This is a genomic window from Aeromicrobium duanguangcaii, assembly GCF_024508295.1.
Classification (GTDB): domain Bacteria; phylum Actinomycetota; class Actinomycetes; order Propionibacteriales; family Nocardioidaceae; genus Aeromicrobium; species Aeromicrobium duanguangcaii.
In genome coordinates, this window is the sequence record NZ_CP101990.1 from 2,324,343 (window position 1) to 2,345,519 (window position 21,177).

At 70.8% G+C, this 21,177-nt stretch carries 17 protein-coding genes and 1 tRNA gene; 9 read left to right on the forward strand and 9 right to left on the reverse strand.

Translation table 11 applies throughout. The features are described from left to right. The first annotated feature begins 70 nt into the window (after positions 1-70). Positions 71-1,201 carry an alanine dehydrogenase gene (gene ald / locus NP095_RS11530; RefSeq protein WP_232418750.1) on the forward strand — a complete coding sequence of 377 codons (1,131 nt, stop codon included), beginning with the start codon at positions 71-73 and terminating at the stop codon, positions 1,199-1,201. 4 nt (positions 1,202-1,205) lie between these two features. On the opposite strand, the gene NP095_RS11535 is transcribed toward ald, so the two are convergent. From NP095_RS11535 to NP095_RS11555, 5 genes are all read right to left on the reverse strand, one after another. Beyond that, entirely contained in the window at positions 1,206-1,697 is a 492-nt protein-coding gene (locus NP095_RS11535; RefSeq protein WP_232418749.1) for a hypothetical protein, read from the reverse strand. A 79-nt stretch (positions 1,698-1,776) separates the two neighbouring features. Beyond that, positions 1,777-2,037 (reverse strand): hypothetical protein, encoded by a 261-nt coding sequence (locus NP095_RS11540; protein WP_232418748.1) that lies wholly within the window; start codon positions 2,035-2,037, stop codon positions 1,777-1,779. A gap of 29 nt (positions 2,038-2,066) precedes the next feature. Next, complete coding sequence (locus NP095_RS11545; RefSeq protein WP_232418747.1) at positions 2,067-3,710, reverse strand: leucine-rich repeat protein; 1,644 nt, start codon at positions 3,708-3,710, stop codon at positions 2,067-2,069. A 642-nt stretch (positions 3,711-4,352) separates the two neighbouring features. Further along, positions 4,353-4,429: transfer RNA gene (locus tag NP095_RS11550), tRNA-Met, on the reverse strand. 71 nt (positions 4,430-4,500) lie between these two features. Further along, positions 4,501-7,944, reverse strand: a complete 3,444-nt coding sequence (locus NP095_RS11555) for a bifunctional proline dehydrogenase/L-glutamate gamma-semialdehyde dehydrogenase (protein WP_232418746.1) — start codon at positions 7,942-7,944, stop codon at positions 4,501-4,503. Positions 7,945-8,060: 116 nt separating this feature from the next. On the opposite strand from NP095_RS11555, the gene NP095_RS11560 reads away from it, so the two are divergent. The 3 genes from NP095_RS11560 to NP095_RS11570 are packed head-to-tail and all read left to right on the forward strand — an operon-like array spanning position 8,061 to position 11,220. Continuing rightward, the gene (locus NP095_RS11560; protein ID WP_232418745.1) at positions 8,061-8,963 is read left to right on the forward strand and encodes a LysR substrate-binding domain-containing protein; all 903 of its coding nucleotides are present in this window, start codon (positions 8,061-8,063) and stop codon (positions 8,961-8,963) included. A 59-nt stretch (positions 8,964-9,022) separates the two neighbouring features. Beyond that, positions 9,023-10,744 (forward strand): ubiquinone-dependent pyruvate dehydrogenase, encoded by a 1,722-nt coding sequence (gene poxB / locus NP095_RS11565; protein WP_232418744.1) that lies wholly within the window; start codon positions 9,023-9,025, stop codon positions 10,742-10,744. A gap of 23 nt (positions 10,745-10,767) precedes the next feature. Next, the gene (locus tag NP095_RS11570; RefSeq protein WP_232418743.1) at positions 10,768-11,220 is read left to right on the forward strand and encodes an aminoacyl-tRNA deacylase; all 453 of its coding nucleotides are present in this window, start codon (positions 10,768-10,770) and stop codon (positions 11,218-11,220) included. 11 nt (positions 11,221-11,231) lie between these two features. Here NP095_RS11570 and NP095_RS11575 read toward each other — a convergent pair whose 3' ends face one another. The 3 genes from NP095_RS11575 to NP095_RS11585 form a co-directional block, all read right to left on the reverse strand. Then, complete coding sequence (locus tag NP095_RS11575; RefSeq protein ID WP_256766092.1) at positions 11,232-14,138, reverse strand: UPF0182 family membrane protein; 2,907 nt, start codon at positions 14,136-14,138, stop codon at positions 11,232-11,234. Positions 14,139-14,231: 93 nt separating this feature from the next. Continuing rightward, positions 14,232-14,777, reverse strand: coding sequence for a PPA1309 family protein (locus NP095_RS11580; RefSeq protein ID WP_232418741.1), 546 nt, complete (start codon positions 14,775-14,777; stop codon positions 14,232-14,234). Further along, positions 14,770-15,840 (reverse strand): YlbL family protein, encoded by a 1,071-nt coding sequence (locus NP095_RS11585; RefSeq protein ID WP_232418740.1) that lies wholly within the window; start codon positions 15,838-15,840, stop codon positions 14,770-14,772. Before NP095_RS11585 ends, NP095_RS11580 begins: the two co-directional genes overlap by 8 nt. A gap of 101 nt (positions 15,841-15,941) precedes the next feature. Here NP095_RS11585 and NP095_RS11590 point away from each other — a divergent pair, with 101 nt between their 5' ends. Beyond that, positions 15,942-17,258, forward strand: a complete 1,317-nt coding sequence (locus NP095_RS11590; RefSeq protein WP_232418739.1) for a zinc-dependent metalloprotease — start codon at positions 15,942-15,944, stop codon at positions 17,256-17,258. Beyond that, complete coding sequence (locus NP095_RS11595; protein ID WP_232418738.1) at positions 17,255-17,827, forward strand: NUDIX hydrolase; 573 nt, start codon at positions 17,255-17,257, stop codon at positions 17,825-17,827. Before NP095_RS11590 ends, NP095_RS11595 begins: the two co-directional genes overlap by 4 nt. Here NP095_RS11595 and NP095_RS11600 read toward each other — a convergent pair. Continuing rightward, positions 17,751-18,350, reverse strand: a complete 600-nt coding sequence (locus NP095_RS11600) for a M48 metallopeptidase family protein (protein WP_232418737.1) — start codon at positions 18,348-18,350, stop codon at positions 17,751-17,753. The two genes, NP095_RS11595 and NP095_RS11600, sit on opposite strands and share 77 nt — an antisense overlap. 317 nt (positions 18,351-18,667) lie before the next feature. Between NP095_RS11600 and NP095_RS11605 the strand changes: the two genes are divergently transcribed. From NP095_RS11605 to NP095_RS11615, 3 genes are all read left to right on the forward strand, one after another. Next, a complete protein-coding gene (locus tag NP095_RS11605) occupies positions 18,668-18,826 on the forward strand; it encodes a DUF5679 domain-containing protein (protein ID WP_146827129.1) in 159 nt (52 codons plus the stop codon). 98 nt (positions 18,827-18,924) lie between these two features. Continuing rightward, the gene (locus tag NP095_RS11610; RefSeq protein WP_232418736.1) at positions 18,925-19,731 is read left to right on the forward strand and encodes a hypothetical protein; all 807 of its coding nucleotides are present in this window, start codon (positions 18,925-18,927) and stop codon (positions 19,729-19,731) included. A gap of 36 nt (positions 19,732-19,767) precedes the next feature. After that, on the forward strand, positions 19,768-21,126 hold the full coding sequence (locus NP095_RS11615) for an ABC1 kinase family protein (RefSeq protein WP_232418735.1): 1,359 nt from the start codon (positions 19,768-19,770) through the stop codon (positions 21,124-21,126). The last annotated feature ends 51 nt before the right edge of the window (positions 21,127-21,177 follow it).

The following is a 21,177-nucleotide window of genomic DNA, read 5'->3' on the forward strand; positions in this document are numbered from 1 at the left end:
GGCGCCCGTGGGGACCCGCGCGCCGCGATCCGGGCGTAGCGTGTGGGTACGTCGACGAAGGGTCACCGCCATGAGGATCGGAGTTCCCCAGGAGATCAAGAGCCACGAGTACCGAGTGGCGATCACCCCGCTGGGCGTGCGCGAGCTCACGAGCCGAGGGCACGAGGTGGTCGTCCAGGCCGGCGCCGGAGCCGGCTCCTCGATCAGTGACGACGCGTTCGTGGCTGCCGGCGCGGTCATCGTGCCCGACGCCGAGTCCGCCTGGGGCACCGATGGCGGCGTCGACCTGGTGCTGAAGGTCAAGGAGCCCGTGCCCGAGGAGTACCACCGCATCCGCGAGGGCCAGGCGCTCTTCACCTACCTGCATCTGGCTGCCGACCGGCTGTTGACCGAGGAGCTGCTCGCACGGCGGGTCACCGCCGTGGCCTACGAGACGGTCACAGGCGCCCGAGGCGGACTTCCCCTGCTCTACCCCATGAGCGAGGTGGCGGGCTGCCTCGCGCCGCAGGTCGGGGCCCACTCACTGATGAAGGCCCAGGGCGGCCGAGGAGTCCTGCTCGGCGGGGTCGGTGGGGTCGCCAACGCGAAGGTCGTCATCATCGGGGCCGGGGTCTCGGGCCAGAACGCGGCGAACATCGCCCTGGGCATGGGCGCCGACGTGACCTTGCTCGACACCGATCTGGACAAGCTGCGGATGAGCTTCTGGCGCTACGACAACCGCGTGCACGGGCTCGCCTCGTCGGAGCTGGCGATCGAGCAGCAGGTGCTCCAGGCCGACCTCGTCATCGGTGCGGTCCTCGTGCCCGGTGCTGCCGCCCCGAAGCTGGTCAGCAACGAGCTGGTCTCGCGCATGAAGCCCGGATCGGTCCTCGTCGACATCGCCATCGACCAGGGCGGCTGCTTCGAGGACTCACGCCCGACCACTCATGCCGATCCGACCTTCCACGTCCACGGCTCGACGTTCTACTGCGTCGCCAACATGCCCGGAGCCGTCCCGAACACCTCGACCTACGCCCTGACCAACGCGACGCTGCCCTACGCGATCGCGCTGGCCGAGCACGGCTGGGCCGACGCGATGCGCGCTGACGCCGGACTGGCCCAGGGCCTGAACACCCACGACGGCGAGCTGACCAACGCCCCGGTGGCGGCAGCCGTCGGGCTGACGTCGACGGACGTCGACACGGTCCTCGCGTCGGCGTGAGCCGTCAGCGCAGCGCAGCCTCGGTCAGCTGATCGGCTGCCTTCTCGAAGAGGTCCTGCATCTCGCCCTCCGGGTAGGCGGCCGCCCACTCGGCTGCGGCGAGCGCGCCGCCCAACAGCACGGACGGGTCGAGCTCCTGGCGCGGATCCGGGAGCGGTCCGGGCTTCGGGCGCGGCCACCGACGCGGCCAGCCGGTGCCGCACCAGTCCTCGATGTCCTCCATGAAGGCCTGCTGGGCTCCTTCGCCTCGCCCGCTGACGATGATGATGCCGCGCGCCATCGCGTCGAGCAGGAGCCGTCCTGCGTCGGCCGGCGGGAGGGGCTGCGGGTTGAGGGAGACTCGGCCGAGGCGAGCGTCGAGGAGGCCCTGGGGGCCTCCGCCGACGACCTCCAGGACGCGGTCGTCGATCGTGGCCAGGAAGTCGAGGCGTTCCGAGCCCGACAGGGTGACGCGACCGCGGGCGAGCGCCCGGATGAGGTCTGATGCAGTGGCCATGGTGTTCCTCCTGGGTGCGAGGCGGACCGATGGGCCCGTCACCAGCGAAGAGGGCCCCGTGCTGCACCCGGATACACGCTCAGACGCCCCACATCGCGGACACGTGCCGCGCATCGGTGCCGCAGCACCCGCCGAGCACCTCGAGGCTCGCGAAGGCGTCCACCGCGTCGATCGCCTCGCTGAGCGTCGTGCCGTCCGGCAGGCGGCCGTCGGTCTCGACCGTGAAGCCGACCCCGACGCCCAGACCCACGTCGGCAGCGGCGCGAACGACACCGACCGCCGCGGCATCCGGATCGATCGGCCCCGACGTGGCGTAGCCGTCGCCGCGCGGTCCCAGCATGCCGCTGACCTCGGAGCCTGCGCGGACGTTCAGTCGCTGCGGGTCCGACCGCGTCGGACGACCGCAAGGCCCATGACCGTGAGCAACAGGCCGAAGGCGAGCATGCTTGCGGTGACGTCCATACCGGTGCTGGGCAGAACCCCGTCACCATGGCTGACGTCCGCTGCGGGGCGTGCTTCCTTCGGATCGACCTCCGGCGTCGTGACGACCGGCGTCGTGACGACCGGCGTCGTGACCTCCGGCGTTGTGACGACCGGCGTTGTGACGGCCGCTGCCCCGACGGTGAGGGTCAGGTCGAGGGTGGCGTCGGGACCGTGTCCATTGCTGGCGGTCAGAGTGACCTGCGTGGTGCCGGCGACGGTCGGCGTCCCGGCGATGTCACCGGTGTCCGGGTCGATGGCCAGACCGTCGGGCAGGTTGTCGGCGGTGACGGTCGGCGCAGGGCTGCCATCGAGGGTGTCGGGCGACCAGGTGCCTTTCTCGCCGGCCACGAAGGAGGCCGTGGTCCGACCGGTGAGCGTGGGGGCCGTCAGTGCGGACCAACCGGCGTAGACGGTGGTGTCTTCCGTGACCGGTGCGGTGAAGTCGTGCTCGACGGTCAGGTCGACGTCGTCGAACCAGCCGGTGAAGGCCCAGTCGCCGTCCGTCGGGTCGGCGGGCGCGTGGATGGTGGTGTTGCAGATCGGTGTGGCGTCCGCGATGGGGGTGCCGTGCCCGCCGAGGTCGTACGTGACGGTCCGGGTACGCGCTGTGGTGTATCCGTTCCAGAGGGCGTCGAACTGGCTCGCATACTGGCACTGCGGGACGATGGTGGCGCCGCCGCTGCCGAAGGAACCGCGGTTGTCACGCGGGGAGACGATCGGGCCGGTGCCTTCGACGTTGACGATCAGCGTGGGGTTGGTGGAAGCGTAGAAAGCATCCGGCCCGATGTACTGAACGGTGCTGGGGATGTTCAGGGTCTGGAACGGGTTGCCTTCGAACGACCACTCCCCGATGTGGGTGATGTTGGCCGGGAACGTCACCGAGGTGAGCAGGTTGGCGTGGAATGCCATGGAGTCGATGCTGGTGAGCCCGGTCGAGAGGGTCAGGTCGGTGATCCGGTTGTACCCGAACGAGTTGAATCCGACCCCGGTGACCGAATTGGGCAGGACCAGGCTGGTGAGCAGGTTGCCGTAAAATGCGGACTCGCCGACGTACGTGACGGTCTCGGGGAGGTCGATCGACGTGAGTCGGTTGCCCTTGAAGGCGTTGAACGCGAGGGTGCGGAGCTGGTTGGGCAGCACGACCGACGTCAGGCCCGCGTTTTCGAAGGCCTCCCTCGCGATGGCGGTCACGGGGTACGTCTGGCCGCCGGACACGATGGTGTCCGGAATGGTGATGCTGCTGGCGCGGGCGCCCGCGAAGCCGAAGATGGTCGCCGTCCCGGTCGACCCGTCGACGGACCACCTGAAGTCGTTCTGATCAGCGTCCACTGCCGAGATGGCTGCCCGGGCCGCCGTGGTCGTTGCGCGCGTGAACGCCTCGCGCGGAGCCGATCGCTTGTCGGCCGCAGGAGCAGGACCGGATGGCTCGGCCTCGGTGGGGACGGGCGTGGTGTCGGCCGGCAGGTCGGCCGCCGGGACAGGAGCGGACCGCTGGGCCTGGGGCTCGACTGTCACCACGTCGCCGGACACGGGCACCGGCTCGGACCCGGTCGGGGCGGTGGGAGTCGGGACCGCTTCGGGGTCCGGACACGTGACGGTGCTCGACGGGACGCAGTCCGCTGCGATGGCGGCGTACGCGGTCCCTGCGCTGGTCAGTGTCAGCGCGAGCGCGGTGACCGTGCCGACTCCGATGCGAGTCCAGACGGTGTGCCGTGTCTGTGACCGTACGTGGCTGCTGGGGGCCGAGGGCATCGGATACTCGCTTCTGTTGGTGGACCTTCACGGTGCGCCTGGGCGGCAGGGTGAAGTGCGCGCCTCGGGTCACGTTTGCTGCCGGTGGCGACCCGGCTCGATCAGGGCGACGCGCATTCGACGCGAGCACGCATGAAAGTTCCTGGCAACCACCACATCGCTGGGTGAGTTCCTTGGCCAGGCGACTACCCCGACGGCTGTCCCTCGTGTGCGGATGGCAGCTTCTGCGTGACGCTCCATGGGCTGCCGTGCTCCGCCCGCGGCAACGTTACCGAGCGTGCCGTGCACGCGCCGGGTTTTGGGGAATCGACCCAGCCGGGCTCACGCATCGCCAGGTGCGAACCCGCGAGACGGTGGTCTCGCTGCCGCAGCGGGGACGGCAAAAGGCCCGGAATCCTCAAGGATTCCGGGCCTTTCTCTTGGTAGCGGGGGCAGGATTTGAACCTGCGACCTCTGGGTTATGAGCCCAGCGAGCTACCGAACTGCTCCACCCCGCGTTGCGTTGACAACATTACCGGAGGGGGTGGGACGATCCCAAATCGGGGTGCCCCACCCCCTCGTCACGGCCTCAGATCAGGTCGTCGGTGAGGTGGTTCGGCGTGCCGAACCGGTGCGCCGTGATGCTGACCGCCTGCTCGTGGACGAACGGCAGCAGCTCGACCTGACCGGCCTCGGTCGGGCGGTGCGCCCAGATGGCGAGGTCCGGCTTGCCGCCCGTCTGCTGGGCCACCGTCGAGCGACTGCCGCCGACCAGACGCACGCGCCCGTCGGTCAGGCACGACGCCACCGCGGCCCACGTCGCATCGTCCTCGACCATCACGGAGACACCGAACGCACGCAGGGTGGCCCGGACCGCGTCGGGCACCTCGAACGCCGAGGAGACCTGAAGCGGCGCCCCCGACGTCAGGCCCGCACCGATGACGCGCAGGCCCTCGGACAGGGTGGCGTCGGCCGCCAGGCGGATGTGCACCCGGGTCGGGACGTACCGCAGGATGTTGCGCTCGGCGAAGATCGCCGAGACGTCGCGCGCCGTGCCGAACTCCTCGCGCCACGCGGCGGCGTCGCTACGGAACGACCGCTCGAGGAAGCCCACCTCGTCGGTCGGGACGTGCGCCTCGCGCGCCGCCTGCAGCAGTCGCTCGGCGCGCGGGTCGATGCTGGCGTCCGCGGTCGACCGCGCGGGCGCCCACTCGCCCAGACCGAACAGGTAGTGCGGGCCGCCGGCCTTCGTTCCGGCGCCGATCGCCGACTTCTTCCAGCCGCCGAACGGCTGCCGACGCACGATGGCGCCGGTGGTGCCGCGGTTCACGTAGAGGTTGCCCGCCTGGACCCCGTCGAGCCACACGGCGATCTCCGCCGAGTCGAGTGCGTGAAGACCCGCGGTCAGGCCGTAGTCGACCTGGTTCTGGATCTCGAGCGCCTCCTCGAGCGTCTCGGCGGTCATGATGCCCATCACCGGACCGAAGTACTCGGTCAGGTGCGTCGTCGAGCCGCGCTTCACGCCCGTGCGGATGCCGGGGGACCAGAGCTGCCCCGCCTCGTCCAGCTGCCGCGGCTTCACGAGCCACGACTCCCCCGCGTCGAGCGTCGTCAGTCCCCGCAGCAGCTTGCCGGAGGCCGGCTCGATCAGCGGGCCCATCTGCGTCTGCGGGTCCGACGGCCAGCCCACGGTCAGAGACGTCACGGCGTCGACCAGCTGCTCACGGAACCGCTTCGACGTGGCGACGGAGCCGACCAGGATCACCAGCGACGACGCCGAGCACTTCTGGCCCGCGTGACCGAAGCCCGAGGCCGCGATGTCCTTGGCGGCCAGGTCGAAGTCCGCCGAGGGCGTGACGACGATGGCGTTCTTGCCACTCGTCTCGGCCAGCAGCGGCAGATCGGGACGGAAGCTGCGGAACAGCTCGGCCGTCTCGTACGCGCCGGTCAGGATCAACCGGTCGACGCGGGGGTCCGAGACGAGCCGCCGGCCGAGGTCGGACTCCTCCACGTGGACCAGCCGCAGCACCTCGCGCGGGACACCGGCCTCCCACAGCGCCTCGACCATGACCGACCCGCAGCGCGCGGCCTGCGGCGCCGGCTTGATCACGACGGCGGAGCCCGCAGCGAGGGCTGCCAGCGTCGAGCCCGCGGGGATGGCGACCGGGAAGTTCCACGGCGGCGTCACGACGGTGAGGCGCGAGGGCACGAACGTGGCGCCGTCGACGTCGTCGAGACCACGGGCGAGGTGGGCGTAGTAGCGGGCGAAGTCGATCGCCTCGGACACCTCCGGATCGCCCTGGTCGAGGGGCTTGCCCGCCTCGGACGCCATGACCTCCAGCAGGTCGGCACGGCGCTCCTCCAGGCGCAGGGCGGCGCGCTCGAGGATCTCGGCGCGCTCGGCCGCGGGGCGGCGGCCCCAGGCCTCACCCGCGACGACCGCCGAGGCGACGACCGACTCCAGCGTGTCGGCATCGGTCAGGGTGTGCTCCTTGACGAGGTCCTCGCCGAGGGCCGAGCCTGCCACCCGCGCCAGGATCCGGCGACCCCACGCGCGGTTGGCCGGCAGCGACGGATCGGTGTCCGGCGTGTTCTCGAACGGCGCGCCGGCCGGCGGCTCCTGCACGGGCGCCGAGCGGTCCTGCGTCCGGTTCGGCGCGGGCACGGAGTCGTCGAGCGCGGCCAGCGACGCGAGGAAGCGGTTCTTCTCACGCTCGAACAGGTCATGGTTCTCGTTCAACTCGAACACGGCCGACATGAAGTTGTCGTGGCTCGCGCCCTCCTCCAGGCGCCGGATCAGGTACGCGATCGCGACGTCGAAGTCCTTCGGGTGCACGACCGGCGTGTACAGCAGCAGCCCGCCGACGTCGCGGCGCACGACCTCGGCCTGGCTCTGGGCCATGCCCAGCAGCATCTCGATCTCGACGCCGTCACGGACGCCCCGCTGACCGGCCAGCAGCCACGCGTGTGCCAGGTCGAAGAGGTTGTGGCCGGCCACGCCGATGCGCACGTTCTCGATCCGCTCGGGGTGCATCGCGTAGTCCAGGACCCGCTTGTAGTTCGTGTCCGACTCCTGCTTGCTGGACCACGTCGCCAGCGGCCAGCCGTGCACCGCGGCGTCGACGCGCTCCATCGGCAGGTTGGCGCCCTTCACGACGCGCACCTTGATGCCCGCTCCCCCACGCGCCCGGCGCGCGGCCGACCACTCCTGCAGGTGGATCATGGCGCGCATCGAGTCGGGCAGGTACGCCTGCAGGACGATGCCCGCCTCGAGGTGCTCCAGCCCCGGCGTGTCGAGGATCTTGGTGAAGACCGCGATCGTCAGGTCGAGGTCGTGGTACTCCTCCATGTCCAGGTTGATGAACTTCGGCGAGGGCGCCTCGGCGGCCTGGCGGTACAGCGGCATGAGGTTCTCGGCGACGTGCTCGACGGCCTCGTCGAACGCCCACGGCGAGTGCGGCGGCACCGTCGCGGAGACCTTGATCGAGACGTAGTCGACGTCCGCCCGGGCCAGCAGGTCGTGGGTGCCCTTCAGACGTCGAGCGGCCTCGCGCTCACCCAGGACGGCCTCGCCGAGCAGGTTGATGTTCAGGCGCACGTCGTCGCGGCGGATCTTCGCGATGCTGCGCCCCAGCTTCGCGTCGGTCGCGTCGACGATCAGGTGCCCCACGAGCGACCGCAGCGCCCGCTGCACGATCGGGATGACCAGGCGCGGCACGAAGCGGCCGGCCAAGGCGCCCAGACGCACCGCGTTGCGCAGGTACCAGGGCAGGAAGGCCGGCACGTCCGATGCCAGCACGGCGAAGTTCCGCGCGGCGATCCGCGGGTCCTCCGGCCGGATGACCCCGTCGATGAAGCCGACCGTGAAGTCCAGACCCTTCGGGTCCTTGAGCAGACCGGCCAGCTGTGCCCCGGCCTTGTCCGCGGGCACCTCGGCCGACTCCGCGAGCCAGCGCCGCACGAGCTCGACCGACTCCTGCGCCAAGGGATCCGGCGCGAACGGGTCGGGGGGCTGGGTCACGTCGTCGATCACGGTGCTGCCTTTCCGGACGTGGGAAATCGCGTCTTCAGGCCAGTGTGAGAGCGCACCGAGTTAAGGTAAAGCGATCTTTTGTGACCGGTATCGATCAGATTCTCTGAAGGATTCCCATGCTCGACGTCCGCCGCCTGCGCCTCCTGCGCGAACTGCAGATCCGCGGCACGCTGGCCAGCGTCGCCGCCGCGCTGCACCAGAGCCCCTCGTCGGTCTCGCAGCAGCTCTCGCTGCTGGAGCAGGAGGTCGGCGTCGAGCTGCTGCGCAAGGTCGGCCGCCGCGTCCAGCTCACGCCGCAGGCCGAGATCCTGGTCGAGCACACCGCCGCTGTCCTCGAGCGACTCGAGCGCGCCGAGTCAGACCTCGCCGCCTCGCTCGACGAGGCGACCGGGACCTTCCGGCTGGCGGTGTTCCAGTCGGTCGCGCTCGCGCTCATGCCCGCGACACTGTCGATCCTCGAGACCGAGCACCCGAGGCTGCGCGTCACGATGACGCAGCGCGAGCCGGAGTCGGCGCTGTACGAGACCTGGGCCCGTGAGTTCGACCTGGTCATCGCCGAGAAGTACCCCGGCCACAACACTCCGTGGCACCCCGAGCTGGACGCCGTCGACCTCACGACCGACGAGGTCCGCCTCGCGGTGCCGCCGGCGGGCCACCGGTTCGGCGACATCACCTCGATCGCCGAGGCGGCCGACGCCCCGTGGGTCATGGAGCCGCCGGGCGTGGCGTCGCGGCACTTCGCCGAGCAGGCGTGCCGGGTCGCGGGCTTCGAGCCCGACGTCCGGTACGAGACCGCCGACCTCCAGGCGCAGATCAGCCTCATCGAGTCCGGCCACGCCGTGGCACTGCTGCCCGACCTGCTGTGGCAGAACCGCCGCCCGCAGGTGACCCTGCACCGGCTGGACGGCCGCCCACACCGGACCGTCTTCACCTCGGCACGGCGCGCGTCGGCCCACTCCCCCGGTGTGGCCGCGACGCGACAGGCGCTGTCGCGTGCGGTCGCACAGGGCCGACACTGACCTGTGAGCCTCGTCACTACTCAAGGTGTGCGCGTGCTGGGCGCGTCCTACCGTGAGACATGGTCACCATCGCGAAGAACATCGTGGACACGCTCGAGGCCAACGGCGTGGAACGGGTCTACGGGATCCCCGGCGACTCCCTCAATGGTTTCACCAACGCCCTGCGCACCTCGGGCATCCGGTGGGTGCATGTGCGCCACGAGGAGGCCGCCGCCTTCGCGGCCGCCGCCGAGGCCGCGACCACGGGCCGGATCACCGTGTGCGCCGGCAGCTGCGGCCCGGGCAACACGCACCTGATCAACGGCCTGTACGACGCGCATCGCTCGCGCGTGCCGGTGCTGGCGATCGCCGCGCACATCCCGACGTCGGAGATCGGGACGAACTACTTCCAGGAGAATCACCCGACTGAGCTGTTCCGCGAGTGCAGTGTGTTCGTCGAGAACGTCTCCAGTCCCTCGCAGATGCCGCGCCTGCTGCGGATCGCCATGCAGACGGCGATCGAGAAGCAGGGGGTCGCCGTCCTGGTGATCCCCGGCGACGTCGCCCTGACCGAGGCCACGGACGAGACCGTCACGATCCTGCGGCCGACCGAGCCCGTCGTGGTCCCGTCGCCCGCCGATCTGCAACGCGCGGCCGACCTGCTCGACCGGGCCGGCAAGGTCACCATCCTGGCCGGTGCGGGCTGCGCGGGCGCCCATGACGAGGTCATCGCCCTGGCCGACCACCTCGGGGCCCCGATCGTCCACGCGATGCGCGGCAAGGAGCACCTCGAGTACGACAACCCCTTCGACGTCGGCATGACGGGCCTGCTGGGCTTCGCGTCCGGCTATCGCGCGATCGACGCCTGCGACGCGCTGCTGATGCTGGGCACGGACTTCCCCTACCCCGACTTCCTCCCGCACGAGAAGACGATCATCCAGATCGACATCCGCGGCGAGCAGCTCGGCCGGCGGGTGCCGCTGGACCTGGGCCTGGTCGGCAACATCCGCGACACCGCGCCCGCGCTGCGCGAACTGCTCGACCACAAGGACGACCGCACGCACGTCAACGAGTCGGTCGCGCACTACAAGAAGACCCGCGAGAGGCTCAACGACCTCGCGAGCCCGGTCAAGGAGGGCCGCGACCAGCATCCGCAGTACGTGGCGCGCGCGATCGACCAGATCGCCAACGAGGACGCCGTGTTCGTACCGGACGTCGGATCGCCCGTCATGTGGGCCGCGCGCTACCTGCGCATGAACGGCAGGCGCCGCCTGATCGGGTCGTTCAGCCACGGCTCCATGGCCAATGCCGTGTCCCAGGCGATCGGCATCCAGGCCGCCCACCCCCACCGCCAGGTCATCGCCCTGGCCGGCGACGGGGGCCTGACCATGATGCTCGGGGAGTTGATCACGCTCGTCCAGAACAAGCTGCCCGTGAAGATCGTGGTCTTCGACAACAGCTCGCTCAACTTCGTCGAGCTGGAGATGAAGGCGGCCGGCTTCGTGAACTGGGGCACCGGGCTGCAGAACCCCGACCTCGCGCGCGTGGCCGAGGCCATGGGCCTGCGTGCCCTGCGCGTCGACCGCTCCCTCGAGGTCGCGCCCGCACTCGCCGAGGCGTTCGCCCACAACGGGCCCGCCCTGGTCAACATCATCACCGAGCGTCAGGAGGTGACGATCCCGCCGTCGGTCAACGCCGCGCAGATCAAGGGGTTCTCGCTCTACGCGATGCGCACCGTGATGTCCGGACGCGGCGACGAGATCTTCGACCTCGCCCGCGCGAACCTGCGCCAGGTCTTCTGACCGCCGCGATGAGTGAGGAGCGCGTGACGGCCGCCCTGGACGCGGCGGGGATCGACTACACGGTGACGCACCACGGGCAGGTCGGATCCCTCGCCGAGGCGGCCGCCGCGCGGGGCGTCGACCCCAACCGGATCGTCAAGACGCTCGTTGTACGGCGCGGGGACGACGACCACCTGTTCGTGCTCGTCCCCGGCGACCGCCAGATCGACTGGCCGAAGCTGCGGCACGCCTTGGGCGTCTCGCGGCTGTCGATGCCCTCTCCCGAGGACGCGTTCGCGGCGACCGGCTACGAGCGCGGCACGATCACGCCCTTCGGATCGACCCACGCCTGGCCCGTCATCGCGGACGAGCACGTCACCGGGACGATCTCGCTCGGCGGCGGCGCCCACGGCGTCTCGGTGACGGTGGAGGCCCAGGACGTCATCGCCGCCCTGGGCGCCACCGTCGCCGATGTCACCGACTCCCCCACCGACTGACGGCGGAGGTCCTACTTCTCCAGCTGGCGCTGCGCCGCGGCCAGCGCCTCGGCCATGTCGTCGATGCGCGCCTGGTACGTGGCCAGGTTGCCGTCCTCGAGCGCGGCCTGGGCCTGGTCGTAGTAGCGCGACGCATCGGCCAGGTACTGCTCGGCCGTCTTGGTCGCTGCCGGAGCACCGCCGGCGGCACCGCCGCCGGCCTCGCCACCACCGGCGGACTCGGGCTCGGGCGTGCTGCCCTTCTCCAGTCCCAAGGCCACGCGCAGCGCCTCGTCGAGGGTCTGGCCCACGCCCACGCCGTCACCGAACGTCGCGGTGATCAGCTGCAGCACCGGGTACGAGCCCTCGCCCACACGCTGGATGTAGATCGGCTGGACGTAGAGCATCGCGCCACTGACCGGGAGCGTCAGCAGGTTGCCCCGCAGGATCCGCGTGTTCTGCGACTGCTCGTACTGCAGCAGCGCCGCGCGGACGCCCGCATCGGACTCGAACTGCGCCGCGATCTGGTTGGGACCGCCGACGCGCGTGTCGCTGGGCAGCTCCAGGATCTCGAGCTTGCCGTAGTTCTCGACGTCGGACGCCTCGGAGTTCACGCTCATGAACGCCGCCAGGTTCTGGCGGTTGTTCGGCAGGTACACCGAGGTCAGGCTGAACTTCGGCGACGCGTCGCCGGGCCCGCTCGTCGACAGGTAGTACGGCGGCTGCTTGGTGCTGCCGGCCGCGGACGGGTCCTCGGGGATCTTCCAGCGCTCGCCGTCCTCGTAGAACGTCTGCGCGTTCGTCACGTGGTAGCGGCTGAGCACGTCGCGCTGGACCTTGAACATGTCCACCGGGTAGCGCAGGTGCTGCAGCAGCGCGGGGCTGATCTCGGACTTCGGCTCGACGGCGTCGGGGAAGACCTTGGACCACGTCTTCAGGATCGGGTCCTCGGTGTCCCACTCATAGAGCTTGACGGTGCCGTCGTACGCGTCCACCACGGCCTTGACCGAGTTGCGCATGTAGTTGACCTGGTCGGTCGGCAGCGCGATCTGGCTGGCGCCCTCGGTCAGGGTGTCGCTGGTCGACGTGGCCAGCGAGCGCGACTCCGAGTACGGGTAGGAGTTGCTGGTCGTGTAGCCGTCGACGATCCACACGACCTTGCCGTCGACGACGGCCGGGTACGTGTCGCCGTCGAGCGTCAGCCACGGGGCGACCTTGCGGACGCGTTCGCGCGGGTGACGGTCGTAGATGATCTTGGAGTTCTCGTTGACGCGGTCCGAGAGCACGATCTTCGGCTCGGCGAACTTGAAGGCGTACAGCACCTGCCGGAACAGCGAGCCCATCTCCACGCCGCCCTTGCCGTCGTACGTGTTGGCCGTGGTGTCCTCGGCCCCCTCCTCGTCCGAGGCACCGCCGCGCGGCGTGTCGACCTCGATCGGCGCCGCGCCGTCCGGGCGACCCACGATCGAGTACGCCGGCGAGCTCTCGCCGAAGTAGATCCGCGGCGGGCCGTCGAACTTCAGGTCGCCGGTGGGCGGGATGTCCTTGGCGACCCACACCGGCTCGCCCTGCGAGCCGCGCTTGTTGCCGTAGGCGGCGATCACGCCGTAGCCGTGCGTGTAGACCGTGTGGTCGTTCGACCACGTGCGCTGCGTGGACTGCAGGCCCTCGAGGTCGACCTCGCGGGCCGCGATGATGACGTCCTGCGGCTGCGGGTTGTCACCCAGCGCGTAGCGGTCGACGTCGAGCGTCGTCGGGACCGTGTAGTAGCCGCGGACCTGCTGCAGTTGCTGGAAGGCCGGCGAGATCAGCGTGGGGTCGAGCAGTCGGGTGCTGACGCGGGCCTCGGCCGAGGCGGTCAGCTCCTTGGGGGTCAGCTCGGTCTTGGCGGAGTAGTCGTTGGTGCCGACCTCGGAGACCCCGAAGGCCTCGCGGGTGCCCTTGATGTTCTCCTCCAGGTACGGGCCCTCGCGGTCCGGCTCGGAGGGGTTGACCTGGAACTGCTGCATGATCGCGGGCCATGCGGCGCCGATCAGCAGCGACGTGAGGAACCACAGACCCAGGCCCAGCGCGGGCAGCGTCCACGAGCCCAGGAAGATCGTCGAGAAGAACATCAGGGCGCACAGGATCGCGACGACCATGAGGATGTTCTTGGCCGGGATCTCGGCGTTGGCCGCGGTGTACGTGATGCCGTCGAACAACCCGGAGGTGTCGTAGGCCATCGCGTAGCGGTCGAGCCAGTAGTGGGCCGCGCGCACGAGCATCGCCAGGCCGATCAGCACCGCCACCTGGATCTGGGCGGCGCGGCTGAACTTCGGGCCCTTGGACGCCAGGCGGATCCCGCCGAAGACGTAGTGCACGAACGCCACTGCGAGGGCCGTGATGAGCAGCAGTGCAAACAGGTACGACACGATGAACTGCAGCCACGGCATGTCGAAGACGTAGAAGCCCACGTCCTTGCCGAAGTGCGGGTCCTTGCGGCCGAACGACTCGCCGTTGAGCCACAGCTGGAAGGTCTTCCAGCGGCTGCTGCCGATGATGCCCGAGAAGAGACCCACGAAGGCCGCGACGGCGAGCAGTGCCCAGCGCGCGATCGGCGTGATCGCCATGCGGTACCGGGCAGCCGGGTCGTCACGGCGCAGACCCAGCGGGTTGGGGCGGTTGCGGTGCGCGAGCCAGACGTTCACACCGATCACGAGGGCGCCGAACACGGCGAACGCGACGAACAGCGCCGCGCGGGTGAGCAGGACCTTCGTGAAGACGCCCTGGAAGTCCACCGAGCCATACCAGAGGCGCTCGGTCCACAGGCTGACGAACAGCGACCCGACGACGAGCAGCACCGCCAGCGTGACGATGGTCGGGATCAGAACCCGACGTCCTCGGTCGGAACGCGTTTCGGGGTCGCGTCGAGGGGGTGTCGATCCGAAGATGTCGCTCACGGTGCTCCTGGCTCACGGCAGTGTGGGTCGGTGTGAAGCCAGCCTACGCGGTGCGGGATAACGCCGGTTCGACCGCGTCAGCGGCGACGAGGCTCAGACGTCCTCGGCGAGCGTCTCGGACAACATCTGGACCAGACCGGGGATCACGCCCGGGCCCTCGATGAGCGGCGCGTCGGCGGGCGTCCGCGGCCGCACCGCCACGTGGGCGGAGCCGTCACGCAGGACCGCCGCGACGATCCGCACCTCCTGGCGATCGGGATGGTTGGTGGCGAACTCGATGGCCTCGGCCGGATCCTCGGGCACCTGGTCCTGGGCGGCCGCCGGCAGCGTGAGCCGCTCCATGACGACGGCGCAGCCGCCCACCTCGGCCGGCCAGCCGATCTCGGGCAGCAGCTCCTCGACCTCGCGGCCGGGCGGCAGCTCCTGCTCGATCGGCGTGTACGACTCGGGGTCGCCGAGGTCGTCGGCCAGCTCGGGCTGGGCCGCCAGGAGGTCGGCGGTCAGCACCAACGCGAACATGCGCGGGGCCTGGTCCCAGCCGCCATCGCCGACGTGGGACTCGACCTCGAGGGCGGCCTGGCGCACCGGCGAGTCCTCGCCCATGCCCTCGCCGCTGACGGTCAACCGGGGATCACTCACAGCTCGCCACCTTCGTCTTCGGGTTCTTCGCGAGCGCGCCGACGGCGTCGATCGCGTCCTGCAGCTTCTCGACCTTGACCAGCGTCATGTCGAAGTCCCCACCGTCCGTCGCCTCCTGGCAGTTCTGCGCCGGCACGAGGAAGACGTCGGCGCCCGCCTTCGCGGCGCCGGCCATCTTCTGCCGGACCCCGCCGATGGCGCCGACGTTGCCGTCGGGATCGATCGTGCCGGTTCCCGCGACGTTCTGCCCGCCGGTGAGTGGGCCGGGGGTCAGCTCGTCGTAGATCGCCAGGGCGAACATCGTCCCGGCGCTCGGGCCGCCCACGCGGTCGCCGATGTTGTTCTCGATCTCGATGGGGAACTCGAACCCGGTGCCGACGGAGATGCCGACGCGAGCCTTCTTCGGGTCGTCCGGCATCGCGGTCGTGGTGATCGTCGCGGTGCCGTCCTTGCCGTCCCGGCGGTAGCCGATCGTGACCTCGGTGCCGGGCTTGCGGGCGCTGATCGCCTCGCCCACGGCGGCCTGGTCGTCGACCTTGCGGCCGTCGACGGTCAGGATGAGGTCGCCGGCCTCGAGCTTGCCCTCGGCAGGGCCCTTGTCGACGACCTGGGCCACCTTGGGCAGCTCCTTGACCGTGAACCCGGCCGCCTTCAGCGCCGCGGCGCGTGAGGCGTCCTGCGAGCTGGCCAGCTCCGCGGCGCCCTCGGCCTGGGACTGCTCGTTCGTCTGGCGATCGGGGTAGACGAAGTCGTGGGGAACGACCGCCACGTTCGGGTCGAGCCACCCCTCGATCGCGCCGCTCAGCGACATGCGGGACTCCGCCCGCGTCACCGACACGGTCGTGAAGTCCAGGCGGCCGTCCGTCGGGTAGGTGCGGACGCCCTTGCCGAACGTCAGCATCGGGGTGCCGTCCAGGTCGCCGAGGGTGTTGAAGACCGGCCCGGGACGCATCGTCACGTACGGGACGGGCAGGAACGCCACGAGACAGGTCAGCACCGTCAGGAACGAGAGACCGACGGTGAGAGTGAGCGTGCGCCGGCTGAGACGCATCGGGGATGCCACACCGTCACCCTAAGGCCCGGGCGTGGACCGTCGCCCGGGACGATCCCGAGAGGGGGAAACCACGGGGCGTGTCGTCAGGCGGGAGCGCCTAGGCTGAACCCATGGCTGAGGAACCTCGCGAGGACCCGCAGAACCCCTTCAAGGGCACGCCCCTGGAGGGCCTGTTCGGACAGATGGGCGGGGGTCAGTTCGACCTCGGCCAGATGATGTCCCAGATGCAGCGGATGTTCGAGCCGCACGAGGGCACCGTGAACTACCGTCTCGCCGCCGACGTGGCCCGTCACGCCGTGGCCGCCGCCGGCGAGGACCCCACTCCCCACACGGGCCAGATCGGCGCTGTCGCCGACGCCGCGCGGCTGGCCGAGATGTGGCTCGATCGCGTCACCGACCTGCCTGCGGGGGCGACCTCGGCCGTGGCCTGGAGCCGCGCGGAGTGGGTCGAGCACACGATGGACACCTGGCAGGTCATGGTCGAGCCCGTGGCCCAGCACGTCGTCGCCTCGATGGAGGACGCGATCCCGCCGGAGGCGAAGGCCATGGCCGGTCCCCTCGTCGGGATGCTCAACCAGGCCGGCGGCGCCATGTTCGGCCAGCAGGTCGGCTCGGCGATCGGCGCCCTGGCCACCGAGGTCCTCTCCTCGACCGAGGTCGGACTGCCGCTCGGTCCCGAGCACACCGCCGCCCTGCTGCCGCACAACATCACGGCACTCGCGGAGGGCCTCGAGGCCACGCAGGCCGACGTCCTGCTCTACGTGATGCTCCGCGAGAGCGCCCACCACCGCCTCTATGCCCGCGCGACCTGGCTGCGCGCCGCCGTCCTGGGCGCCATCGAGGACTTCGCCCGCGGCATCCGCATCGACGTGGCTGCGATCGAGGAGCAGATGCGCTCGGTCGACCCCAGCAACCCCCAGGCGATGCAGGAGGCGCTCTCCGGCGGCCTCTTCGATCCCCGGCCCACCCCGGAGCAGGAGCGCGCCAAGGAGCGCCTCGAGCTGCTGCTCGCGCTCGTCGAGGGCTGGGTCGACTCGGTCGTCGCCCAGGCCACCGCCGACGTCATGCCGGCCGCCGGCGCGCTGGCCGAGGCGTTCCGCCGCCGCCGCGCCACCGGTGGACCCGCCGAGGAGACCTTCGCGACGCTGGTCGGCTTGGAGCTGCGCCCCCGCCGCCTGCGCGACGCCGCCAATCTGTGGTCCGCGCTGCGCGATCGTCGCGGCGCCGAGGCGCGCGACACCGTGTGGAGCCACCCGGACCTGCTGCCGACGTCCGCGGACCTCGACGACCCGCTCGGCTTCTGCGACAAGCAGACCGGCGAGCTGAGCGACGCCGACTTCGACGCCGCCCTGCAGCAGTTGTTGTCCTCCGACGAGTCCAGTGACGACGAGTCGGGTGACGAGTCCGGCCCCGACGACGCCCGGTGACTCTGACCGACGACATCCGCCACGTGCTGGCGGGCTGGTCGCCGCCCGACGCCGAGCAGCAGGCGCTGCGTGAGCTGTTCGCCGCTCATGCCGCAGCGCACGACGAGCCGGGCGCACGCGCCTGCGCGCCCGATCACGTGACGGCCAGCGCACTGGTGGTCTCAGCCCAGCACACCGAGGTGGCGCTGGTCCTGCACCCGAAGTTCGGTCGCTGGCTGCAGACCGGCGGCCACTGCGAGCCGGCCGACCCCACCCTCGCGGCCGCGGCACTGCGCGAGGCCACGGAGGAGACGGGGATCGACGGCCTGACCATCGATCCGGAGCCGCTGCTGCTCTCGCGGCACCCGGTGCGGTGCCACGAGGGCGGACATCACCTCGACGTGCAGTTCGTGGCGGTCGCCCCCGCGGGCGCCCAGCCGCAGTGCTCCGAGGAGTCCGACGACGTGCGCTGGTTCCGAGTGGACGCGCTGCCCGGGTCGACGGACGAGTCCGTCAGGAGTCTCGTCGCTGCTGCCAGGTCGCGCCTTCGAGAAAGCCCATCGCCTCGTCCATCCGATGGAAGCGCTTGACGATCGCCTCGAAGTCGCGGCCGTGGCCCGCGACGACCAGGTGCGCGAGCTCGTGGACGAGAACCGCGTCGACGACGTGATCGGGCATCTCGCGCAGGCGGTGTGAGAGCCGGATCGTGCGATCCTCCGGGGTGCACGAGCCCCAGCGGGTGTTCTGGTTGGTGACCCAGCGCACCGAGGCGGGCACGGGAGCCTCGGGAACGTACAGGGCGGCCAGCCGCGCGGCCCGCTCCTCGAGCGCCGTGTCGGAGCGCGCCACCGAGCGCCGCTGGTCGCGCGCGTCGAGACGGGCGACCATCTCGGCGACCGCCCGGCGCTCCTCGCGTTCGTTCATCGAGGCCGGAATCATGACGATCGTGCGGCCGCCCTCGCGGCGAGCGGAGACGGTGCGAGTCCTGCGCGCGCTGCGCCGCACCTCGATCTGGCCCATGGGACCACGGTAGAGCGCCAACAGCAGACCCGAGCAGTCGAGCGCCGCCGCCACATCCGCGGCCTGTCGCTCATCCACAGGCTCGTGGAGCATCGGCGCAGGTCAGCGCCGTCCCGGCGGGCTCCGAGGACCTGGAGCAACCGGACTTTCCACAGCTGTTCCCACACCCCCCTCGGCGTGGCCCACAGCATTGTCCCCAGCGTTGTCCACAGGCAGTGGACAGAGCTCTCCGGTAACCATTGACCTCGAGCCGGATCAGGCTCTACCTTGAGCCGTGTTGAAGCCCTGCTCCGACGCGCAAGGGGAAGGCGCGCCGGGCGGGGCTTCAGCCTTGCTTGCACCCGTTTTGCGCCTAGGCTGAGCGTGACCCGCGCCACAATCGGCGGCGCGGCATCAGCAAGGAGGCCGTTATGGCGGAGACATGGACGGGCGAGTTCTACTGCGTGAAGTGCAAGGACAAGCGCGAGACGAGCGGTGAAGTCCAGGTCAGCGAGAAGGGCACCCGCATGGCCAAGGGCGTCTGCCCCGAGTGTGGGACGAAGCTCAACCGCATTCTCGGCAAGGCCTGAGACTTCGCGATGGGGGCGGTTTCGCCGCCCCCATCGCGCCCCCCGGCGGGCTGTGGATCACCGGCCCGACCACCTTCCGGCTCGGTCACGATGGACCGATGCCGCACCCGTCCTTCGACCGCGCCGACTCGTGCGGACCCCGACTTCTTCCCGGTGCGCTGCTGCTGCGCCGCGACGCCCGCACCCTGCAGATCGGGACCAGCCCCGGCGTGCTCGTCCGTGACCGGCCGGGCCTGGCCCGGCTGCTGCGCCTGCTCGACGGATCGCTGAGTGTCGACCGGCTCCGTCCCGTCGTCGAGCGGCGAGTCCCCGAGTTCACCGACGACCTGGGGGCCACGCTCGCCCGGTTGATCGCCTCCGGCGCCGTCATCGCACCCGAGCCGGCGCTGCACTCCCCCACCGTCGCCGTGCGCCACGACCGATCGTCCTCCGCGTTCGCCGGCCTGCTGGTCGACGGGTTCGGGTCGCCTCCCGACGACCCGGACCTCGAGATCTTGGTCAGCGCGGGCGAGCCCGCCCGGTCGGCGTTCGAGGACCTGGTGACCGCCGGGGTCGTCCACCTGCCGGTGGTCCTGGACGAGCGGCGCGTGCGGATCGGACCGCTCGTCGCGCCGGGAGACACACCGTGCCTGGGCTGCCTCGACGCCCAGCTGACGACGGCCGACCCGGCGTGGGCTGCCCTGCTGCCGCAGTTCGAGCGGGTCCGGTTGCTGCCCCAGGCGCTCCCGCTGTGGCTGCTCCATCGTGCGGCCGCCGAGGTGATGCGTCAGGTCGACTGCCTGCGCCGCGGGCTCCGGCCGCCGGCGGTCGGCCACGTCGTCTCCGTCGGCTCGGAGGCACCCGAGGTCGAGGTGTGCACCGTCCCCTTCGCCACCACCTGCGTGTGCCGCCTCCTGGCCGCATGACCGGGCGGATGCGGGTGACGCCACTATCCTGACGACGTGGCCGACGACGCGGACGAACAGCAGGAGAAGCCCCTCACCGGCAGTGCCCTGCGCCGCGGCGCCCGACTCGCCGGACTCCCGGCCGGGTTCGCCGCCCGCACGACCTGGGGCATCGGCCGCCGCTTGGTGGGTGCTCCCGCGTCGGCGGTGATGAACGACGTCCAGCGTCGGACGGCCGACCAGGTCTTCAGCGTGCTGGGCCAGCTCAAGGGCGGCGCCATGAAGTTCGGCCAGGCCCTCAGCATCTTCGAGGCCGCGCTGCCCGAGGAGATCATCGGCCCGTACCGCGAGGCGCTCACCAAGCTCCAGGACGCCGCTCCCCCGATGGGACCGGGCACCGTCACCCGCGTCATGGAGCGCGAGTTCGGCGCCGACTGGGCCGACCGCTTCCCCGACTTCGAGCTGACCCCCGCGGCTGCGGCCTCGATCGGCCAGGTTCACCACAGCTGGTACCTGCCCGATCCCGACGAGGAGCCCGTCGAGGTCGCCGTCAAGATCCAGTACCCCGGTGCCGGCGAGGCGCTCACGTCCGACCTGCGCCAGATCGGCCGCCTCGCCCGGATGCTGGGCACGATGATGCCCAACCTCGACGTGAAGGCGCTCGTGCGCGAGTTGCAGGAGCGGGTCGCCGAGGAGCTCGACTACGGCCTCGAGGCCGACGCCCAGGCCACGTTCGCCGACGCGTTCGAGGACGATCCGATGATCGTCGTGCCGCGGCCGCTCGAGCACAGTGAGCGGGCGCTGGTGACCGACTGGCTGCCCGGCGACAGGTCGCTGGCCGACGTCATCGCCAACGGCACGCAGGACGAGCGGGACCTGTTCGGCGAGACCTACGTGCGGTTCCTGTTCGAGGGCCCCATCCGAGCCGGGCTGCTGCATGCCGACCCGCACCCCGGGAACTTCCGCATCCTGCCTGACGGCCGGCTGGGCGTCGTCGACTACGGCGCGGTCGCCCGGCTGCCCGACGGACTGCCGGCGCCGATGGGCCCGCTGCTGCGCGCGGCCGCCGACGGCGACTACGCGACCGTGGCCGACGGCCTGCGCCAGGAGGGTTTCCTCCGCGATGGACAGAAGCTCGACCCGGACGTGCTGGAGCGCTACTTGAGCCCGCTCGTCGAGCCGATCGTCACCGAGACGTTCACCTTCGACCGCGACTGGCTGCGCCGCCAGACCCAACGCCTCGCCGCCCCCGGCCAGGAGGGGATGAGCACCGCCCTCAAGCTCAACGTCCCGCCGGGCTACCTGCTGATCCACCGGGTCTGGGCCGGCGGCATCGGTGTGCTGTGCCAGCTCGGCTCGACGGCGCACTTCCGCGCGATCGTCGCGGACTCCCTACCGGGCTTCGATCCCGCCTGACGCACTCCCCCCACCCCGAGATTTGCTCTGATTCCCACCTTTCAGAGGTCG